The sequence below is a fragment of the Mesorhizobium sp. CAU 1732 genome (assembly GCF_039888675.1).
GTDB lineage: Bacteria > Pseudomonadota > Alphaproteobacteria > Rhizobiales > Rhizobiaceae > Aerobium.
Window position 1 is genome coordinate 713497 of the sequence record NZ_JBDQQR010000002.1, and the last position, 17249, is coordinate 730745.

Consider the following 17249-nt stretch of genomic DNA (forward strand, 5'->3'; position numbering starts at 1 on the left):
TGTCTAGCGTGCACTCGCCATCAGAATCCTGATCGCGAAGGCCGAGAAAATCCCTGCAAACAGGTAATCGACGACGCGCATCACGCGCGGCTTGCCGCGAAGCAGCGCCGAAAAGCGGTCTGCCGCGAGCACCATCGGCACCGTCACCGGCAACGAGATCGGGATGAACAGGAGCCCGAGAAAAAGCAGCTTCTGCGCGGCGTGAGGATCGTTGGCCGAAACGAATTGCGGCAGGAACGTCATGAAGAACAAGACGATCTTCGGGTTGAGCAGGTTGATCGCCAGCCCCATCGCCCAGTTGCCGACGAGCGAGCGCTGCGAAACCGCCTTGCCATCGGGCGAAAAAGCCGAGCCGCGGCGGATCGCCTGGACGGCAAGCCAGATCAGATAGCCCGCGCCGAATATCTTGAGCGCCAGAAACGCTTGCGGCGACGCGGCGATCAGCGCCGAAAGGCCGAGCGACACCAACAGCGTATGAACCATGATGCCGGTCATCGCGCCGGTCATGCAGGCAAGCCCCGCCGCGCGTCCCTGGCTGAGCGAGCGCCCGACGAAGAGCGTCATGTCCGGTCCGGGCGTGATGGCGATGATCAGCGTCGCGACGGCAAACTGCGCGAGGGTCGCAAGGTCGGGCAGGAAGGTCATGGAGGTGCGCTCGTTTCGATCGACTGACGCTTCGATAGAGCATTTCCACGAGCGGCGGAAGGTCCAGGAGCGACCGGTCATTGCCCAGCCATCTAATCCGAAAGTCTAATTAAACGAGACCTTTTGTCGCACTGCATCCCTGTCATAATGACCTCCGGTTGAGCCGAAAAAAAAGACGGCCGACCCTAACGGGAGGAAATAGAATGACTGAAGCTGCGATTTCTCGCCGCAGGTTTTTGCGCGCGTCGACCATGGCCGGCGCTGCCGTGGCGACTGTGGGCACCCTTGCCGCTCCGGCGGTCCTTGCCCAGGCTCCGAAGCTCTTGCGCATGCAGACGTCCTGGCCCGAATCCGACGTGTTCCAGGACATGGCCCGGCAATATGTCGAGCGCGTACATGCGATGTCCGGCGGCCGTCTCAAGATCGACCTTCTGCCGGCAGGCGCGGTCGTCGGCGCGTTCCAGGTGCAGGACGCCTGCCATGACGGCACCATCGATGCCACGCACACCGTGCCGGTCTACTGGTACGGCAAGAACAAGGCCGCCTCGCTGTTCGGCACCGGTCCGGTCTTCGGCGCCGACGCAAACCAGATGATCGCATGGCTCTACCATGGCGGCGGTCAGGAGTTCTATCGCGAGCTGACGCAGGACATTCTCGGCCTGAACATCGTCGGCTTCCTGTCTTTCGGCATGCCCGCACAGCCGCTCGGCTGGTTCAAAAGCGAGATCACCGACGCCAGCCAGCTTTCAGGCCTCAAATACCGCACTGTCGGCCTCGCCGCCGATCTCTTCCAGTCGATGGGCTGCTCGGTCGCGCAGTTGCCCGGCGGCGAAATCGTGCCCGCCATGGAACGCGGCGTCATCGACGGCTTCGAGTTCAACAACCCGACTTCGGACATGCGCTTCGGTTCGCAGGACGTCGCCAAGAACTACATGCTGGCGTCCTACCACCAGGCCTCGGAGTCCTTCGAGTACATCTTCAACCGCGACACGTTCGAGGATCTCGACCCGGACCTGCAGGCCATCCTGCAATATGGCGTCGAGGCGGCTCACCTCGCCAACTATTCGCTGGCGATGCACCAATACTCGGAAGATCTCGAAAAGCTGTCCTCGGAACACGGCGTCAACGTGAAGCGTACGCCCGACTCCGTTCTTCAGGCACAGCTCGATGCGTGGGACAAGATCCTGCCGCCGCTGATGGAAGACGCGTATTTCGCCAAGGTGGTCGACAGCCAGAAGGCCTGGTGCGAGCGTGTGGTGTACTACACGCTGCAGAACTCGCCCGACTACAAGCTGGCCTACCAGCATTATTTCCCCGACAAGATCTAGGGGCCGCAAGTGGTTTGCCCGGCAGGCGCGGTTCTCGGATCGCCGTCTGCCGGGTCCATCCAGATGCCAAATGCGGGAAGCTAAATGATCGCTTACATCCGGTTTGCGGACACGCTCTCGGCGTGGTTCGGCAAGGTGTTCGCCTGGTGCGTCATGGCGATGACGATCGGCGTGGGTTACGAGGTGTTCGTGCGCTATGCGCTGAACGCGCCGACGCCATGGGCCTTCGACCTCTCCTACATGATGTACGGCACGCTGTTCATGATGGCCGGCGCCTACACGCTGTCGCGTGACGGGCATGTCCGAGGCGACTTCATCTACCGGCTCTGGCGGCCACGCACGCAGGCGACGGTCGAGCTGGTCCTCTACATCTTCTTCTTCTTTCCCGGCGTGCTGGCTCTCATCTTCGCCGGCTGGCGCTACGCCGCCCGCTCGTGGCGCTATCTGGAAGTCTCCAGCATGAGCCCCGCCAACATCCCGATCTTCCATTTCAAGTCGGTGATCGTGGCGGCGGGCATCCTCCTGTTCATACAAGGCGTCGCGCAGGTCTTCCGCTGCGTGGTCTGCCTGCGAACGGGCGCCTGGCTGAGTGCCGACGACGACGTCGAGGAGACCGAAAAGGTCCTGATGGATCAACTCGCCCGGGAAGACGCCCCGATCCATGGCGGGGAGCCGCTGGATATTCCCTCAGGCTACGAGCCCGCCGAACTGAGACAGGATCGCAAGGATGACTGACCCGTTCATTGCAGTCGTGATGCTGCTGATCCTGATCCTCGCGATCTTCCTCGGCTTTCCCGTCGCGTTCACGCTCATGGCGCTGGGCGTCGGCTTTGGCTACTACGCCTATTTCGACGATGGCCGGATGTGGCGCGCCTATGAGCGGGCGGTCGAGGACGGCGCCAGCACCATGACCCAGTGGGAGCAGTGGGTCGGCGGCTTCTTCAACAACCGCATCTTCGATCTCTTCGTGAACCAGACCTATTCGGTCATGTCGAACGACGTGCTCACGGCGATCCCGCTCTTCCTGTTCATGGGCTACATCGTCGAGCGCGCGAACATCATCGACCGCCTCTTTTCCACGCTCTACATCGCGACGCGCCGCCTGCCCGGCGCGATGGCGGTCGCCGCACTCGTCACCTGCACGCTGTTCGCGACCGCGACGGGAATCGTCGGCGCGGTCGTCACTTTGATGGGCCTGCTGGCTCTGCCGGCGATGCTGAACGCCCGCTACGATGTCCGCTACGCGACCGGCGTGATCTGCGCCGGCGGCACGCTCGGCATCCTGATCCCGCCCTCGATCCTGCTCATCGTCTACGCGGCGACATCCGGCGTGTCTGTCGTGCGCATGTATGCCGCAGCACTCATCCCCGGATTGATGCTCGCCGGACTGTATCTCGTCTACGTCATCGGCCGCGCAATGCTGCAACCGCGGCTCGCACCCAAGCCGCGCGACGAGGACATCGGCGAGCACACATCCGGCCAGGTCGCGTGGATGCTGCTGACGTCCTTCGTCCCGCTGGCATTTCTGATTTTCGCCGTTCTGGGCGCCATCCTGTTCGGCATCGCCACGCCGTCGGAAGCGGCCGCGATCGGCGCGATCGGCGGCATCGCTCTCGCCGCCGCCTATGGCGCCCTCACGTGGCAGCGGCTGAAGGAATCCGTCTATCTCACCGCGCGAACGTCCGCGATGGTGTGCTGGCTCTTCGTCGGCTCGGCAACCTTCGCCTCCATCTTCGCCTATCTCGGCGGGCAGCAGCTCGTCAGCGAGTTCGTCACCGGGCTCGACATGTCGCCGCTGATGTTCCTGATCGTCGCGCAGCTCATCATCTTCGTGCTCGGCTGGCCGCTGGAATGGACGGAGATCATCGTGATCTTCATCCCGATCTTCCTGCCGCTGCTTGCCCATTTCCAGATCGATCCGCTGTTCTTCGGCATCCTCGTCGCGGTGAACCTGCAAACGGCGTTCCTGTCTCCGCCCATGGCGATGTCGGCCTATTATCTCAAGGGCATAGCGCCGAAACATGTGCAACTGCCGGACATCTTCATGGGCATGATGCCGTATATGGCGATCGTCATCTTCTGCCTGGTGCTGATCTACGTCTTCCCGCAGACCGTCTACTGGCTGCCCAACCTGCTGTACGGCTGAACAGGAACGCCCGCGATGTTGCTATCGAGACTCTGCGCCGCCCTCGCCTTCGCCAGCTTCCTGGCGTTCATGTCCGTCTATGTCCTGCGTGTGAACCGGCTCGACCTGTGGGTCGTCATCGGCATCGCCATCCTGCTGGCCGTCTACAACCTTTTGACCGAAAAGGATTTGAGGCGCTGAGACGCGTTAAAGCATGTCTCCCAGAAGGGAGAACCGGCTTTGGGATAAAGACATACGTAAAAGACAAAGACCTGAAGCGTGGCAGGCGAACCTGAAGGATCGCGACACGCTTTAGTCGCTCGCGCCACGAAGCCCGAGCGGCGGAGCCTCGGCCTCGTCCGGCAACTCGCGGTCGAACGCGTATGACATGCCCGTCCACCGCCAGATTCGTCCCTTGTCGTCGCCGCGCGCCGGCAGCGTGACGATGTCCGGCCATCCCTCCGTCGCCGATCCGGGGTCGGTGTAGAGAACCACGTTCTCGGTGTCGTAGACCTGCCGCCAGCCTGCCTCGCCGTCATCGGGCGCGAAGCCGGTGATGTTGCAGCCGGTCGCCCCGTAATACCAGGACGAGCCGCAGAGCCGCGTGAAGAACAGCCTGCGTCCATCATCGCCCTCGATCATCGCGACGTCGAGCTTCGGCTGCGACGCGGTCGAGGTCGCAAACGCTGCGATGTCGTCCTCGCGCAGCGTGCGGGCGAGGTTCAGGTATGACGAGTAGGGCGTCAGCGTCACAGCGCGATAGGCCGACATGTCGCGCGGCGAGCAGCGTTCCTGTGCCGCATCGATGGCCAGACGCGACCCGCGCAGCGGATAGGCGATGTCGCCGATCGTCTCTCGCAGCGCATCGGACAATTCGATCTCCATGCGCAGGCCGGCCTTGAGCGACCCGATCGCGCGGCGCGGCACGGCCATCGTCAGCGTGCGCCCCTCACTCTCGACCGTCAGGTCGAAGCTGTTGCCGTCCACCACGAGCGCGCCGCCGCCATCCGCGCCTTCGACGCCTTCGGCAAGGTCCAGGCGCAACGTCCAGCGCTGCGCCACGCATGACAGAACGGCGCGTGACACACGCGCTTCACCGCGCGCGGCGGGCAGGACGGCATTCGCCTCGGCCTCCTCGACCACCCAGCGATCCGGCGTCTGTGCGTGAGAAGGAGCAACCGCCCCGCAGGCGATGATCGACGCCGCCAACAGGCCGGGCAGGGCAGAGCGACCTGCAATACTCGTTCCGCCTCTCGCCAAGCCCCTGCCCCAATTCACGTCCCGTCTCCCCCGAAGAATCACCCGGCCAAGTCTATTGGCAATGCCACGAGCGGCAAGGCCGCCCTCTGTCACAATCAGATGAGCTTGCCCGACAGGACATTCCTGCTAAAAGTGCCGCCGATCCTATGGGGGCGCGCGCCCCCGAACCACAGCCGGGGACGACATGTCGAAGTGGAAAGACGTCAAGAAGGTCGTGCTCGCCTATTCGGGCGGCCTCGATACCTCCATCATCCTGAAATGGCTCCAGACCGAACTCGGTGCGGAGGTCGTGACCTTCACGGCGGATCTCGGCCAGGGCGAGGAGCTCGAGCCCGCGCGCAAGAAGGCCGAGATGCTCGGCATCAAGGACATCTATATCGAGGACGTGCGCGAGGAATTCGTGTCCGACTTCGTGTTCCCGATGTTCCGCGCCAATGCGCAGTATGAAGGCCTGTACCTGCTCGGCACGTCGATTGCGCGCCCGCTGATCTCCAAGCGTCTGGTCGAAATCGCCCGCGAGACCGGTGCGGACGCCATCGCCCACGGCGCTACGGGCAAGGGCAACGACCAGGTCCGCTTCGAGCTGTCGGCCTACGCGCTCAATCCCGACATCAAGGTCATCGCGCCGTGGCGCGACTGGTCGTTCAAGTCGCGCACAGACCTGATCGACTTCGCCGAAAAGCACCAGATTCCCGTCGCCAAGGACAAGAAGGGCGAGGCACCGTTCTCGGTGGACGCCAACCTTCTGCACTCGTCCTCCGAGGGCAAGGTTCTGGAAGATCCGTGGGGCGAGCCGCCGGAATACGTCCACATGCGCACCCTGTCGCCGATGGACGCGCCCGACAAGGCGACCGACATCGTCATCACCTTCAAGAACGGTGACCCCGTCGCCATCGACGGCAAGGCGATGTCGCCGGCGACACTGCTCGCCGCGCTCAACGATCTCGGCCGCGACAACGGCATCGGCCGCCTCGATCTGGTCGAAAACCGCTTCGTCGGCATGAAATCGCGCGGCGTCTACGAAACGCCCGGCGGCACGATCCTCTTGCAGGCGCATCGCGCGATCGAGTCGATCACGCTCGACCGGGGCGCGGCGCATCTCAAGGACGAACTGATGCCGCGCTATGCGGAGCTGATCTATAACGGCTTCTGGTTCTCGCCCGAGCGCGAGATGCTTCAGGCGCTGATCGACAAAAGCCAGCAGGACGTCGAAGGCGAGGTTCGCCTGAAACTCTACAAGGGCAATGTCATCGTCACCGGCCGCCGCTCGCCGAAGTCGCTCTACTCGGATGCACTGGTCACCTTCGAGGACGACCGCGGCGCCTACGACCAGAAGGATGCCGAAGGCTTCATCCGCCTGAATGCCCTGCGCCTGCGCACGCTCGCGGCAAGGAAGCGGAACAGCTAGAGCGTTTCGGGTTTTCGCGGAAATACCCCCTCCACCACTTCGTGGTCCCCCTCCCGTAAACGGGGGAGGGTCCAGGTTGCGGCCGTCCGCGACGCCGGATCCTCCCCCCCATTTCCATGGGGGAGGGGGACCGCCGAAGGCGGTGGAGGGGGCGTTTCGCAAGCAGCGATTCCACCTCATCCAGAACCGCTTTAAGACTGTTACCTGCAGACAAAGAAAAAGGGGGCGCCACGACAATGGCGCCCCCTTTTTTCAAACCCTGGGTCATCTCGCCCCGCAAGCGCGGAGCGACGGTCTCAGTTGCCGTCGATGTCGGCTGCGATGATCGCGATTGCCTGCTGGTAGACGCCGGCGGCGTTCCAGCCCTGGATCGCGCCGAAATTGGCTTCGCCAGGCTGATAGCCGCGACCCGGACGCCATCCATGCGCACGCAGGAAGTTGGCCGTCGACGCAAGCGCGTCCGCGCGCGACCGGATCAGGTCGATATGGCCGTCCCCGTCGCCGTCCACGCCGTACTTCACGACATTCTCCGGCAGGAACTGCGTCTGGCCGACTTCGCCATGCGCCGCGCCGATCGCGTTCGGCGACAGATCGCCGCGATCGATCAGCGTCAGTGCGCCGTAGAGCTGCCGCGTGAAGAATTCCGAACGGCGGCAATCATAGGCGAGCGTCGCCACTGCCGAGATGATGTTCTGGTTTCCGAGGAAGCCGCCGAAGCCGGTCTCCATGCCCCAGATCGCGAGCAGCGGACCGGGCGGAACGCCGTAGCGTGCCTCGATATTGGCGAACAGGGACGCATGCTGCTTCTTGAGCGACTTGCCCTTGCGCGCGATCGCGGCGCCGCCGCGACGCTCCATGAACTGGTTGAGCGTCAGCTTGAAGCTCTTCTGGTTGCGGTCGGCTGAAATGGTCTTGCTCGCATAGGTCGTGCCGTCGAGAGCCGCCAGCGCGCGCTGGCCGACGCCGCGAGACGCGGCTTCCTGCCGGAACTGCGCCTTCCAGGCATTGAAGCCGCTGGCATTGTTGCCGCACGTCGCGGCCTGCGCCGCGCCGGCCGACATGCCGGCAACGAGTACGATGGCAGAGAGCAACCCGCCCCTGAACAGACTTTTCATTCAATTCTCCTCGGTAGCGAGCCGATCCCCAAAAATGGAGATTGCCAATGAACTCCGGGTTTGTCACCCGCATGACGAAACGTTGATCCCGTGCTCGGGCCCGGTATGGGCGGATAGACTTGCATAGTCTTCGTCCGTTACCGGGACCTTACTTGGGTGCCTGTGCCTGTCGATGGTGTCGAACTTGTGATCGCCGCGCACCGTCACGGTTCTCCGGATGTCGCGCGTTACCGCCTCCGTATCAAAGCTTGAAGCCCACGGATACAGGCTTTTTGGAACCTACCTGACACTCTACCGTTCTGGTTGCCAAGGGACCGTTACGAAGGAAGAATACCATGAAGACGAGATTAATTCTGTCTGTCGCCGCTGGCGCTGTCATCGCCATGTCGACATCCGTATTCGCCCAGTCGATGGTCGTCGCGACCACCGATCTGAACATCCGGTCGGGTCCGGGGCCGCAATATCCGGTCGTGGGCGCGATCACCGTCGATGGCCAGGCCACCCTGAACGGCTGCCTCGAAGGCAGCAAATGGTGCCAGGTCAGCTTCAACGGCGCCGAGGGCTGGGCCTATTCCGACTATCTGCTGGCTGACAATTCGGGCGTCGAGGTCGTCGTGACCGAGCGTCCTGCGCAGATGGAAATCCCGGTCGTGACCTATGAAGATACGGGCGACACCGCCAGGGCAGGCGGCGTTGCGGGTGCCGCGACCGGCGCGATCGCCGGTGCGATCATCGGTGGTCCGATCGGCGCCGCTGTCGGCGGCGTTGCCGGCGCGGCCGGTGGCGGCATCACGGGTTCGATCATCGAGCCGACGCCCGAGGTGCGCACTTATGTTGAGAGCAACCCGGTCGACCCGGTCTATCTCGACGGCGAAGTCGTGGTCGGCGCCAGCCTGCCCGATACGGTCGAAGTCCGGGAAATCCCGGATTACGAGTACCGCTACGTCTATGTGAACGGCCAGCAGGTGCTCGTCGAGCCCGATACGCGCCGCATCGTCTACGTCGTCCGCTAGTTCCCTCAGCCTGACGGACGACGCGAAGCCGCCGGTCGCAAGACCGGCGGCTTCAACCTTTTCCAGGCGCGCAAACCTTGACTCCCGCGCCGATTTCCTGTCTAGAGCCCACGAATTCAGCGACGAGTGAAAACTCCGAGCCGCCGACCTGGACGCTTCTTCCCTGGCGAAGATGTCGATCCCGGAGGTCAACACCCGGCAGCGCGATGCGCCCCCGGGTGCTTTTCGGCTTTGGGTTTGGCTTCGACGCCTTGAGGCACTACCTCTCCGGCGACAGGATTTGGCGGAGAGAGGGAAAAGCGGATGTTTGAGAGCCTACAGGAAAGACTCGGTTCGATACTGAACGGCCTGACCGGCCGTGGCGCGCTGTCGGATGCCGACGTCTCGGCCGCGCTGCGCGAGGTTCGCCGTGCGCTGATCGAGGCCGACGTCGCGCTTGAGGTCGTGCGCTCCTTCGTCGACCGCGTCCGTGAGAAGGCCGTCGGCGCCGAGGTTCTGAAGTCGATCAAGCCCGGCCAGATGGTCGTCAAGATCGTCCATGACGAACTGGTCGAGATGCTCGGCTCGGAAGGCGAGACGATCGACCTGAACGCGCCCGCGCCGGTCGTCATCATGATGGTCGGCCTCCAGGGCTCGGGCAAGACCACCACCACGGGCAAGATCGCCAAGCGCCTCACCGACCGCCGGGGCAAGAAGGTCCTGATGGCGTCGCTCGACACGCGCCGTCCGGCCGCGCAGGAGCAGCTTCGCCAGATCGGCGAGCAGGTGAACGTCGCCACGCTTCCGGTCGTAGCAAACCAGTCGCCGGTCGACATCGCCCGCCGCGCGGTGCAGGCCGCCAAGCTCGGCGGCCACGACGTCGTCATCCTCGACACCGCCGGCCGCACCCATATCGACGAGCCGCTGATGGTGGAGATGGCGGAGATCCGCAAGGTCTCCAATCCCCACGAAATCCTGCTCGTCGCCGATTCGCTGACCGGTCAGGACGCCGTCAATCTGGCGCGGTCCTTCGACGAGCGCGTCGGCGTCACCGGCCTCGTGCTGACCCGCATGGACGGCGACGGCCGCGGCGGTGCGGCCCTGTCCATGCGCGCCGTCACCGGCAAGCCGGTCAAGCTGATCGGCACCGGCGAGAAGATGGATGCGCTGGAGGAGTTCCATCCCAAGCGCATCGCCGACCGCATCCTCGGCATGGGCGACATCGTCAGCCTGGTCGAGAAGGCCGCCGAAACCATCGACGCGGAAAAGGCCGCGGCGATGGCGAAGAAGATGCAGTCGGGCAAGTTCGACCTGAACGACCTCGCCGACCAGCTTCGCCAGATGCAGAACATGGGCGGCATGGGCGGCATCATGGGCATGATGCCCGGCATGGGCAAGATGAAGGACCAGATCGCCGCTGCCGGCCTCGACGACAAGATGTTCGGCCGCCAGATCGCCATCATCCAGTCGATGACCAAGGCCGAGCGCGCCAATCCCGATTTGCTCAAGCACTCGCGCAAGAAGCGCATCGCCGCCGGCTCCGGCACCGACGCCGCCCAGATCAACAAGCTCCTGAAGATGCACCGCCAGATGGCGGACATGATGAAGGCGATGGGCGGCAAGGGCAAAGGCGGCGGCATGATGCGCGCGGCCATGGGCGGCCTCGCCTCCAAGATGGGTCTCGGCGGTCTCGGCGGCGGAATGATGCCCGGCATGGGTGGCGGCATGCCCGACCTGTCGAAGATGGACCCCAAGCAGCTCGAAGCGCTGCAGAAGCAGGCACAGGCAGCCGGCCTCGGCGGCGGGCTTCCCAAGGGCCTTCCAGGCGGAGGCGGGCTTCCGGGCCTGCCCGGCGGCCTCAATTTGCCCGGCCTGCCCGGTGGACCGAAGCGGAAATGACGGGGGAGACGCAGACAATGACGCAGACCAGGGACGAGGCGCGCGCGCAGCTTGCCGACTACCGCGCCTCGATCGACAACATCGACGCAGCCCTGATCCACATGCTGGCCGAGCGCTTCCGCTGCACCAAGGCGGTGGGCGTGCTCAAGGCCAAACACGGACTGCCGCCCGCCGATCCCTCGCGCGAGCAGCATCAGATTGCGCGGCTGAGGCAACTCGCCAAGGACGCCAATCTCGACCCCGATTTCGCGGAGAAGTTTTTGAACTTCATCATCCGCGAGGTCATCCGCCATCACGAGGCGATCGCCTCGGAAACGGCAGCGAATTCCTGAACACAACGATCACCGGACCTGAACAGGCCGAAACCTTTAGGAGAATGACATGGCACTGAAAATTCGTCTGGCCCGCGCTGGCTCCAAGAAGCGCCCTTACTACCACGTCGTCATCGCCGACGTCCGCTCGCCGCGCGACGGCCGCTTCATCGAGCAGGTCGGCGCATGGAACCCGATGCTGCCCAAGGACGGCGATCGCGTGACGCTCGACGAAGAGCGCATCAAGCATTGGCTCGACAACGGCGCGCTGCCGACCGACCGCGTCGCCCGCTTCCTCGACCAGGCCGGCCTGACCAAGCGTGAAGCCCGCTCGAACCCGAAGAAGGCCGAGCCGGGCAAGAAGGCCCAGGAGCGCGTCGCACTCGCCAAGAAGGCCGAGGACGATGCAGCCGCCAAGAAGGCCGCCGACGAAGCCGCAGCAGCAGAAGCCGCCGCCGCTCCGAAGGAAGAAGAGGCTCCCGCCGAGGAAGCCGCTTCCTGATCCAATGCATGTCGCCCGAAAGTGGGCACCGGTTTCGGGAAAACGACATGCATGAAACAAGGACTTGAAGCGCAGCAAGCGAATCTGAAAGATCGCGACGGGCTTCAGGCTCGAAACTGCGAAATGGCGGGCTTCGGCCCGCCATTTTCATGTGCGGACGAGAAACTGGTCGGCATTCAGCGCGCGAGGGCGGTTCCGAATGAAGTGGAATCGCCTTGCGCAAAACACCCCCCGTCCCTTCGGACCACCTCCCCCGTAAACGGATGAGGATCCAGGTCGAGGACGGCCGCAACGTGGATCCTCCCCCATTTTCATGGGGGAGGGGGACCGCCGAAGGCGGTGGAGGGGGCGTTTCGGTGAAAACCTGAAATGGTCCAGGGCAGCGTCAGGCGGCCCTCGGCGCATCCTGACCGGCTGCGCCCTGCCCCCGGTTCAGTCTCCATACGAACACACCGACGACGACATAGGCGATCACGCCATAGGCTGCCGGCGGTATCGCCATTTCCGGATTGTTCAGCATGTGCTCGCTCATCGCCAGTGCGATGACGAGGGCGGCATTGTGCAGGCTGATCGACATCGACAGTGCGACGGCCTGACCCCGCTCGATCCTGAGCATGCGGGGCACCCAGTAACCGACCGCGACGCTCGTCAGGCTGAAAGCAAGCGCGAGCGCACCGACCGTAAGCCCCCATGTCGCCAGCAGCCGCCATTGCCCGACCAGGGCGATCAGCACCACGACGACGAGGAAAAGCGTCGCCAGCAGCTTGACCGGCCTGTTGAGCCGCTCCGCGAAGGCGGGATAGCGCTTGTGGATGTAAATGCCGATCAGGGCGGGCACGATCGCGATGGCGAAGATCTGAAGCACCTGACGAAGCTCGAGCCGGACCGCGCCATCCTGGCCGTAAAACGCCAGCAGCGACAGATTGGCGATGATGGGCAGGGTCACGATCGAGAGCAGCGACGTGACGGCCGCAAGCGAGATGCTGAGTGCGACATCGCCGCGCGCCAGATGCGTATAGAGCGCAGCCGACGTCCCGCCGGGGCTCGCGGCAAGCAGCATCATCCCGACGCAGATGGCCGGCGGCAGGTTGGAGAGCGACACGAGGACGAAACACAAAACCGGCAGAAGAAGGATCTGGCAAAAAAGCCCCACAAGCACAGGCCATGGCCGCGCGAGCACACGCACGAAGTCCGAGAGCCTGAGCGAAAGCCCAAGCCCCAGCATGATGATGCAAAGCGCCGCCGGCAGCCCGATGCTCAACGCCATACTGGATTGCATATGCCGTCCCCCGTGAAGAAGCACATGCTAATATGAAGGTGTTACGAGAGATTGAAGGGGAGCTTTGTGACGTTGGAAGGACGCCAATCTAAAACCTGAAATCTGCCGCCTCTCTTGGTCCTCGGTCGTTCAACGTGTGGTGTGTGCCAAGCCCGAGGATCGTGCGCGAACCTCAACCGTTGAACATCAGCTTTCGACCCCGTTTCTGCCATTGGCGCCGCCATCGCTCTGTCCCAAAAGCAGCCGTTGGCGGCTCAACGATTTCCTTCAGGCTTTGGCGCGCTCACCAAGCGGTACACGAATAGCTCAGGAGCGTCTTGCGCGAACGCCTGAGCAACTTACTGCCTATGCTGCTCGTACTGGCTTGGGGCCCTTCCAAGGATTCATCATTCCATAAGTTTCTGCTTGATAGGTCACATTATTTTAGATGTCCGGGCAATGCCGAGCCGTCTCTGACAAACTGAATGGCCACTGCGGCACTTTCAGCATTTGCTGATCGATAGTGGCTTGGAGGCACCCCCATCACCCGTTTGAAGGCCCGACTGAAGGAAGCCTCAGACTCATATCCAAGGCGTTGTGATACAACGGAAATTCGCGCGTTGTCGCGAACGATCCAGTATCGGGCCTGATGCATACGAACCTGTGCGATATACTGGGCTGGTGTTTCGCCAACCACGTTGGAAAACTTGGCGGCAAAACCTGATCGCGATACGCCGATGAGATCAGTAAGCTTCTCGACGGTCCAATCATACTCTGTGTGGGAGTGAATAGCAGCTAACGCGCGTCCGATCTGCGGATGGCGAACCGCTGCGATCCATCCACTGGCACCGGCGCATCCGTATTCCACCCAGGAGCGGATGATCTGCGCCGCAAGGACGTCCGCGAGCCGCGCCACAATCCCACAAGCACCGACCCGGTTCGCCGCCATCTCGCAAGCCATTGCATCAAGCAGTTGAAGCGTGGCGGGTTCGTGACGCATGAGTTCCTTGGCTTGCATGACTTCCGGCATCATCCCGAGCAGTGGATGCAGGCTGTCCAGATTGAAGCGCATGGACCCATAGAACAACAGGCAGTTGCTGCCGGTCGCCATAGCGCTCGGATCGTAGACATCTTCGCCGAGAGGTCGACACTGCCATTGGGGAAAAGGTTGCCGTATGGCATCTGGCTCACTGGCAAGTGCGTGGGCTCCTCCGCGCGGCAGCAAAACGGCATCGCCGGCTAATAGCTCCAACCATTCTCCCCCCGGCGTCAGGAGCCAGCAGGCTCTGCCTCCGACGAAATGGAAATATGCGTGCGGCTTTTGCGGAAAAGAGAACGCCCAGGAGCCGTCAAGATGACGCCGCCCATACTCGATGCCGTCGAGCCGTAAACTTTGCAGCATGCCGGTGAGATGATCAATTGGCCGCGGATTGGACGAATTGCTAAGCATATCAGATTCTATAACATGGAAACGCCAATTCGTCCACGGTACGACTCTGGGAAACCACACCGGAGCCTGCCTATGTCCGATACGTCCTGTGACGATGATGCGATATCCACTAGCGCTTTTGCCTCCGATGTCGGACAGACAAAGGCTGCCTGGGGGGCGGTCGCATCGCTGGCCGTTGGCGTATTCGCCATGGTCACAGCGGAGTTTCTGCCAGCCAGCCTTTTGACACCCATGGCCAATGATCTCGGCGTCACCGATGGAACCGCTGGGCAGGCGGTGACCGCAACGGCGCTCGTCGCGGCCATCGCGGCACCTGTCGTTGTCCTTGGAACGGCGAGGCTCGATCGCCGCGTCGTGATCTGGGGCCTGTCGCTCCTGCTGGTGCTGTCCAATCTCCTTGCAGGTATCGCGTGGAACATCTGGGTGCTGATCCTTGCTCGTATTGGCGTCGGCATCGCGCTGGGCGGGGTCTGGGCGCTGGCCGCCGCTCTCGCCCTTCGCCTAGTCCCCCGGCATATGCTGCCAAGGGCGACCGCCGTCATTTTCGGCGGCATCGCGGCTGCGACCGTGTGTGCTCCCGCACTCGGAGCCTTTCTCGGCGATCTCTGGGGATGGCGCGTCACTTTCACTGTGGCGGCCGGTCTGGCTGCATTCGCTCTGTTGATGCAACTGGTCACGCTACCGAGCCTATCTCCCGAAACCCCGCCCGGCCCCGGCACCTTCGCGATTCTCCTACGGCGGCGCAGCATCCGGATCGGATTTCTGACGGTGCTGCTTGCCTTCTCCGGACATTTCGCAGGTTACACCTATATCCGGCCGTTTCTCGAACAGGTGCCGCATCTCGACGTGCAGATGATCTCTCTGGCCCTGCTCGCCTTCGGAGGCGGAGGTCTCTTCGGAAATTTCGCCGGTGGCTTCCTCGCTGAAAGAAGCGTCAGGCTGGAGATCGGCGCGGCATCGGTTCTTTTGGCTTTTGCGGCATTCACGCTGTTGGTCTTTGGACACAGCACGGGGACAGCCATTTTCGCGGTGACGATATGGGGCTTTGCCTTTGGTGCGCTTCCCGTCGGCACCCAGACATGGACGACGCAAGCAGGTGCGGACCACGCCGAAAGCGCCGGCGCCCTCCTCGTCACCACGACGCAAGGCGCAATTGCCATCGGCGCCGTGGCCGGAGGCATGCTCGTCGACAATCTGGGTATAGAGAGCGTCATGATCTACTGCTCCCTGGCGGCGATCGCGGGAAGCTCCGTGATGCTTCTTTTTTCTCGAGAATAATCACCCACACCAGTACCGCCGCGCCAGCGCAGTTGGCGCTCCCACCAAAACCATCTCGCAGCTGGAAATTACCTCAAATTCCAGTCGGGAACAAAAGAGATGGAAAGCAAAAATGTCAGAATTTGGCGTTCTTGGAAGTGCAACAATTCATGCTGTGAAATGAAGGAGCTTTCTTCTCGGCGTAGGATGAGCACATCCTTGAAGGCCGCGAGGTGCTCGAAGGTTGACTGAACGCCACGGTATTGGTTCAAGCCGCCATGGAACCCGCTTCGCTGGAAGGTTTCGATGTTGTGCTTGACGTAGGCTGGGTCGGCCCAGCGGGGCAGGACGTCGGGTGCGGGACGGAACATGTCGCGCTTTGCATCGATGGGGTCCCAGCCGGTGCCTTCGGCGGGATCGCCGGACATCCAATACAGCGCGCTGGGAAATGGACTTGCTCGCATCGGCGATACGATCGTCCATCTCTGGCTTCATCATCTCGAAGGCATAATAGAGGTCGCCAAGGCCCCGGTTGCGCAGCATGTCCCAGGTGCTCAGCGCACTGCGCGGCAGGAATGGAATGCTGATGCTATTGCGGTGAACCGGTCTGGCCGCATGACCATTGCCCGTTGGCCATGGTCGGCGCCCCAGTCATGGGACACGATGACCGCAGTGGGTACGTTCAGGGCATCGAGAATGCCGATCAGATCGCCCGCGATATAGGCGCCGCTATGCTTCGATGGGTCGTCTGGGGAATAGCTGTCGCCAAACCCGCGCATGTCGAGCGCGATCGCACGGTATCCTTTGTCCGAGACAGTTTGCATCTGGCTGCGCCAGGTTTCCACCCCACAACCGCCGTTCCTCTTCCGCAATCGCTTTCGACCACGGCCAGACACATCAAATTGTCAGCATCTGTCAGCAATGGTGCGGAAATTCTGTCCACCCCCCTCCACACCTCCCGGACAATGCCGTGCGTAACAACGGAGTGGCGGTGATGGACTGGAAGCGGGCGATGGAGAAGGAACGGGCGGCGCTTGGCAGCATCGTCGCCATGCTTTGCGCGCTTGCGGTTCTGGCCGAGCGCGCCTCCGGCCGCTCCCCCGCCGTGCGAAGCCTGGTTTTGTGGTTCCTGCGGCAGGCCGAGGCCGTGGCGCGCGATGTCGTCGCCTGCGGCCCGGACACGCCGGGCGCCTCGATGCCGATCGCCCCGGCGGGCGCAGGCCCGGCGGATGCCATGCGCCTCGCGATCAGCCTTCGCGCGCTGGCAGGGCACCTCGACAGCCAGGCAAGGCGGCTCTCCGCCGCGTGCAGGCGGATCGGCGGCGACCCTGACGCGGTGCCGCCCAGTCGGATGCTAGCATGTCGGATGCCGGCCAGTCGGATGCCGGCGCTTCGCGACGCGCTTGCCGCCCTGTCGCGGCTCGCGGCATTCGTCCCCGGCGCACCGCATCCGGCCCACGACACGTCATGACCTGTCACCTGGCGGTCCGCTTTTCACACCATGTGCACCCCCCAAGCGAAGACGGCTCGGGGGCATCGATGGCCGTCGAGGCCCAAGACCGGCACGCTCGTGCCATCGCCCTTCCAAACCCCAAAAACACGAAAGCCGCGGCGAACCGCGGCTTTTCGATGTTAGATGATTTGGAGCGGGTGAAGCGATTCGAACGCTCGACCCCAACCTTGGCAAGCAAGGAATTGC

The 17249-nt window shown here is 63.2% G+C and carries 18 protein-coding genes; 11 read left to right on the top strand and 7 right to left on the bottom strand.

Translation table 11 applies throughout. From position 1 onward, the window contains the following. Positions 1-3 precede the first annotated feature (3 nt). Complete coding sequence (locus AAFN55_RS21115; RefSeq protein ID WP_347800939.1) at positions 4-645, bottom strand: LysE family translocator; 642 nt, start codon at positions 643-645, stop codon at positions 4-6. A 203-nt stretch (positions 646-848) separates the two neighbouring features. Here AAFN55_RS21115 and AAFN55_RS21120 point away from each other — a divergent pair, with 203 nt between their 5' ends. The 4 genes from AAFN55_RS21120 to AAFN55_RS21135 all read left to right on the top strand — a co-directional run bounded on the left by AAFN55_RS21120 (position 849) and on the right by AAFN55_RS21135 (position 4299). After that, positions 849-1973: a twin-arginine translocation signal domain-containing protein gene (locus tag AAFN55_RS21120; protein ID WP_347800940.1), complete on the top strand. Its 1125-nt coding sequence runs from the start codon at positions 849-851 to the stop codon at positions 1971-1973. 84 nt (positions 1974-2057) lie between these two features. Further along, positions 2058-2708, top strand: coding sequence for a TRAP transporter small permease subunit (locus AAFN55_RS21125; RefSeq protein WP_347800941.1), 651 nt, complete (start codon positions 2058-2060; stop codon positions 2706-2708). Beyond that, positions 2701-4119, top strand: coding sequence for a TRAP transporter large permease subunit (locus AAFN55_RS21130; protein ID WP_347800942.1), 1419 nt, complete (start codon positions 2701-2703; stop codon positions 4117-4119). The genes AAFN55_RS21125 and AAFN55_RS21130 overlap by 8 nt, the downstream gene beginning before the upstream one ends. Positions 4120-4134: 15 nt before the next feature. After that, entirely contained in the window at positions 4135-4299 is a 165-nt protein-coding gene (locus AAFN55_RS21135) for a hypothetical protein (protein WP_347800943.1), read from the top strand. A gap of 111 nt (positions 4300-4410) precedes the next feature. On the opposite strand, the gene AAFN55_RS21140 is transcribed toward AAFN55_RS21135, so the two are convergent. Then, a complete protein-coding gene (locus AAFN55_RS21140) occupies positions 4411-5376 on the bottom strand; it encodes a hypothetical protein (protein ID WP_347800944.1) in 966 nt (321 codons plus the stop codon). 166 nt (positions 5377-5542) lie between these two features. Here AAFN55_RS21140 and AAFN55_RS21145 point away from each other — a divergent pair, with 166 nt between their 5' ends. Next, the gene (locus AAFN55_RS21145; protein WP_347800945.1) at positions 5543-6766 is read left to right on the top strand and encodes an argininosuccinate synthase; all 1224 of its coding nucleotides are present in this window, start codon (positions 5543-5545) and stop codon (positions 6764-6766) included. A gap of 296 nt (positions 6767-7062) precedes the next feature. Here AAFN55_RS21145 and AAFN55_RS21150 read toward each other — a convergent pair whose 3' ends face one another. Then, complete coding sequence (locus AAFN55_RS21150; RefSeq protein ID WP_347800946.1) at positions 7063-7881, bottom strand: lytic murein transglycosylase; 819 nt, start codon at positions 7879-7881, stop codon at positions 7063-7065. Positions 7882-8216: 335 nt separating this feature from the next. Between AAFN55_RS21150 and AAFN55_RS21155 the strand changes: the two genes are divergently transcribed. The 4 genes from AAFN55_RS21155 (at position 8217) to rpsP (ending at position 11585) form a co-directional block, all read left to right on the top strand. Continuing rightward, on the top strand, positions 8217-8894 hold the full coding sequence (locus AAFN55_RS21155) for a DUF1236 domain-containing protein (protein ID WP_347800947.1): 678 nt from the start codon (positions 8217-8219) through the stop codon (positions 8892-8894). A gap of 303 nt (positions 8895-9197) precedes the next feature. Continuing rightward, the gene (ffh, locus tag AAFN55_RS21160; protein WP_347800948.1) at positions 9198-10772 is read left to right on the top strand and encodes a signal recognition particle protein; all 1575 of its coding nucleotides are present in this window, start codon (positions 9198-9200) and stop codon (positions 10770-10772) included. Positions 10773-10789: 17 nt separating this feature from the next. Further along, positions 10790-11104 carry a chorismate mutase gene (locus AAFN55_RS21165; RefSeq protein ID WP_347800949.1) on the top strand — a complete coding sequence of 105 codons (315 nt, stop codon included), beginning with the start codon at positions 10790-10792 and terminating at the stop codon, positions 11102-11104. A gap of 49 nt (positions 11105-11153) precedes the next feature. Beyond that, positions 11154-11585, top strand: a complete 432-nt coding sequence (gene rpsP / locus AAFN55_RS21170; RefSeq protein WP_347800950.1) for a 30S ribosomal protein S16 — start codon at positions 11154-11156, stop codon at positions 11583-11585. A gap of 385 nt (positions 11586-11970) precedes the next feature. Here the strand turns inward: rpsP and AAFN55_RS21175 are convergent, their stop codons facing one another. Then, positions 11971-12864 (bottom strand): bile acid:sodium symporter family protein, encoded by an 894-nt coding sequence (locus AAFN55_RS21175; protein WP_347800951.1) that lies wholly within the window; start codon positions 12862-12864, stop codon positions 11971-11973. A gap of 418 nt (positions 12865-13282) precedes the next feature. Then, positions 13283-14293: an AraC family transcriptional regulator gene (locus AAFN55_RS21180; RefSeq protein ID WP_347800952.1), complete on the bottom strand. Its 1011-nt coding sequence runs from the start codon at positions 14291-14293 to the stop codon at positions 13283-13285. Here AAFN55_RS21180 and AAFN55_RS21185 point away from each other — a divergent pair. Then, positions 14255-15571, top strand: a complete 1317-nt coding sequence (locus AAFN55_RS21185) for an MFS transporter (RefSeq protein WP_347800953.1) — start codon at positions 14255-14257, stop codon at positions 15569-15571. The genes AAFN55_RS21180 and AAFN55_RS21185 overlap by 39 nt on opposite strands. Positions 15572-15639: 68 nt before the next feature. On the opposite strand, the gene AAFN55_RS21190 is transcribed toward AAFN55_RS21185, so the two are convergent. After that, positions 15640-15978 carry a hypothetical protein gene (locus AAFN55_RS21190; protein ID WP_347800954.1) on the bottom strand — a complete coding sequence of 113 codons (339 nt, stop codon included), beginning with the start codon at positions 15976-15978 and terminating at the stop codon, positions 15640-15642. 126 nt (positions 15979-16104) lie between these two features. Next, entirely contained in the window at positions 16105-16395 is a 291-nt protein-coding gene (locus AAFN55_RS21195) for an alpha/beta fold hydrolase (protein WP_347800955.1), read from the bottom strand. A 125-nt stretch (positions 16396-16520) separates the two neighbouring features. On the opposite strand from AAFN55_RS21195, the gene AAFN55_RS21200 reads away from it, so the two are divergent. Further along, entirely contained in the window at positions 16521-17021 is a 501-nt protein-coding gene (locus AAFN55_RS21200; protein WP_347800956.1) for a hypothetical protein, read from the top strand. Positions 17022-17249: the final 228 nt, after the last annotated feature.

Excerpts from the sequence above, each read along its gene's own strand:
- AAFN55_RS21185 (WP_347800953.1), top strand. The coding sequence starts at position 14,255 with ATGATCAATTGGCCGCGGATTGGACGAATTGCTAAGCATATCAGATTC.
- AAFN55_RS21145 (WP_347800945.1), top strand. The coding sequence starts at position 5,543 with ATGTCGAAGTGGAAAGACGTCAAGAAGGTCGTGCTCGCCTATTCGGGC.
- AAFN55_RS21180 (WP_347800952.1), bottom strand. The coding sequence starts at position 14,293 with ATGCTTAGCAATTCGTCCAATCCGCGGCCAATTGATCATCTCACCGGC.
- AAFN55_RS21135 (WP_347800943.1), top strand. The coding sequence starts at position 4,135 with ATGTTGCTATCGAGACTCTGCGCCGCCCTCGCCTTCGCCAGCTTCCTG.
- AAFN55_RS21120 (WP_347800940.1), top strand. The coding sequence starts at position 849 with ATGACTGAAGCTGCGATTTCTCGCCGCAGGTTTTTGCGCGCGTCGACC.
- AAFN55_RS21190 (WP_347800954.1), bottom strand. The coding sequence starts at position 15,978 with ATGTCCGGCGATCCCGCCGAAGGCACCGGCTGGGACCCCATCGATGCA.
- AAFN55_RS21130 (WP_347800942.1), top strand. The coding sequence starts at position 2,701 with ATGACTGACCCGTTCATTGCAGTCGTGATGCTGCTGATCCTGATCCTC.
- rpsP (WP_347800950.1), top strand. The coding sequence starts at position 11,154 with ATGGCACTGAAAATTCGTCTGGCCCGCGCTGGCTCCAAGAAGCGCCCT.
- AAFN55_RS21175 (WP_347800951.1), bottom strand. The coding sequence starts at position 12,864 with ATGCAATCCAGTATGGCGTTGAGCATCGGGCTGCCGGCGGCGCTTTGC.
- ffh (WP_347800948.1), top strand. The coding sequence starts at position 9,198 with ATGTTTGAGAGCCTACAGGAAAGACTCGGTTCGATACTGAACGGCCTG.
- AAFN55_RS21125 (WP_347800941.1), top strand. The coding sequence starts at position 2,058 with ATGATCGCTTACATCCGGTTTGCGGACACGCTCTCGGCGTGGTTCGGC.
- AAFN55_RS21155 (WP_347800947.1), top strand. The coding sequence starts at position 8,217 with ATGAAGACGAGATTAATTCTGTCTGTCGCCGCTGGCGCTGTCATCGCC.
- AAFN55_RS21165 (WP_347800949.1), top strand. The coding sequence starts at position 10,790 with ATGACGCAGACCAGGGACGAGGCGCGCGCGCAGCTTGCCGACTACCGC.
- AAFN55_RS21150 (WP_347800946.1), bottom strand. The coding sequence starts at position 7,881 with ATGAAAAGTCTGTTCAGGGGCGGGTTGCTCTCTGCCATCGTACTCGTT.
- AAFN55_RS21115 (WP_347800939.1), bottom strand. The coding sequence starts at position 645 with ATGACCTTCCTGCCCGACCTTGCGACCCTCGCGCAGTTTGCCGTCGCG.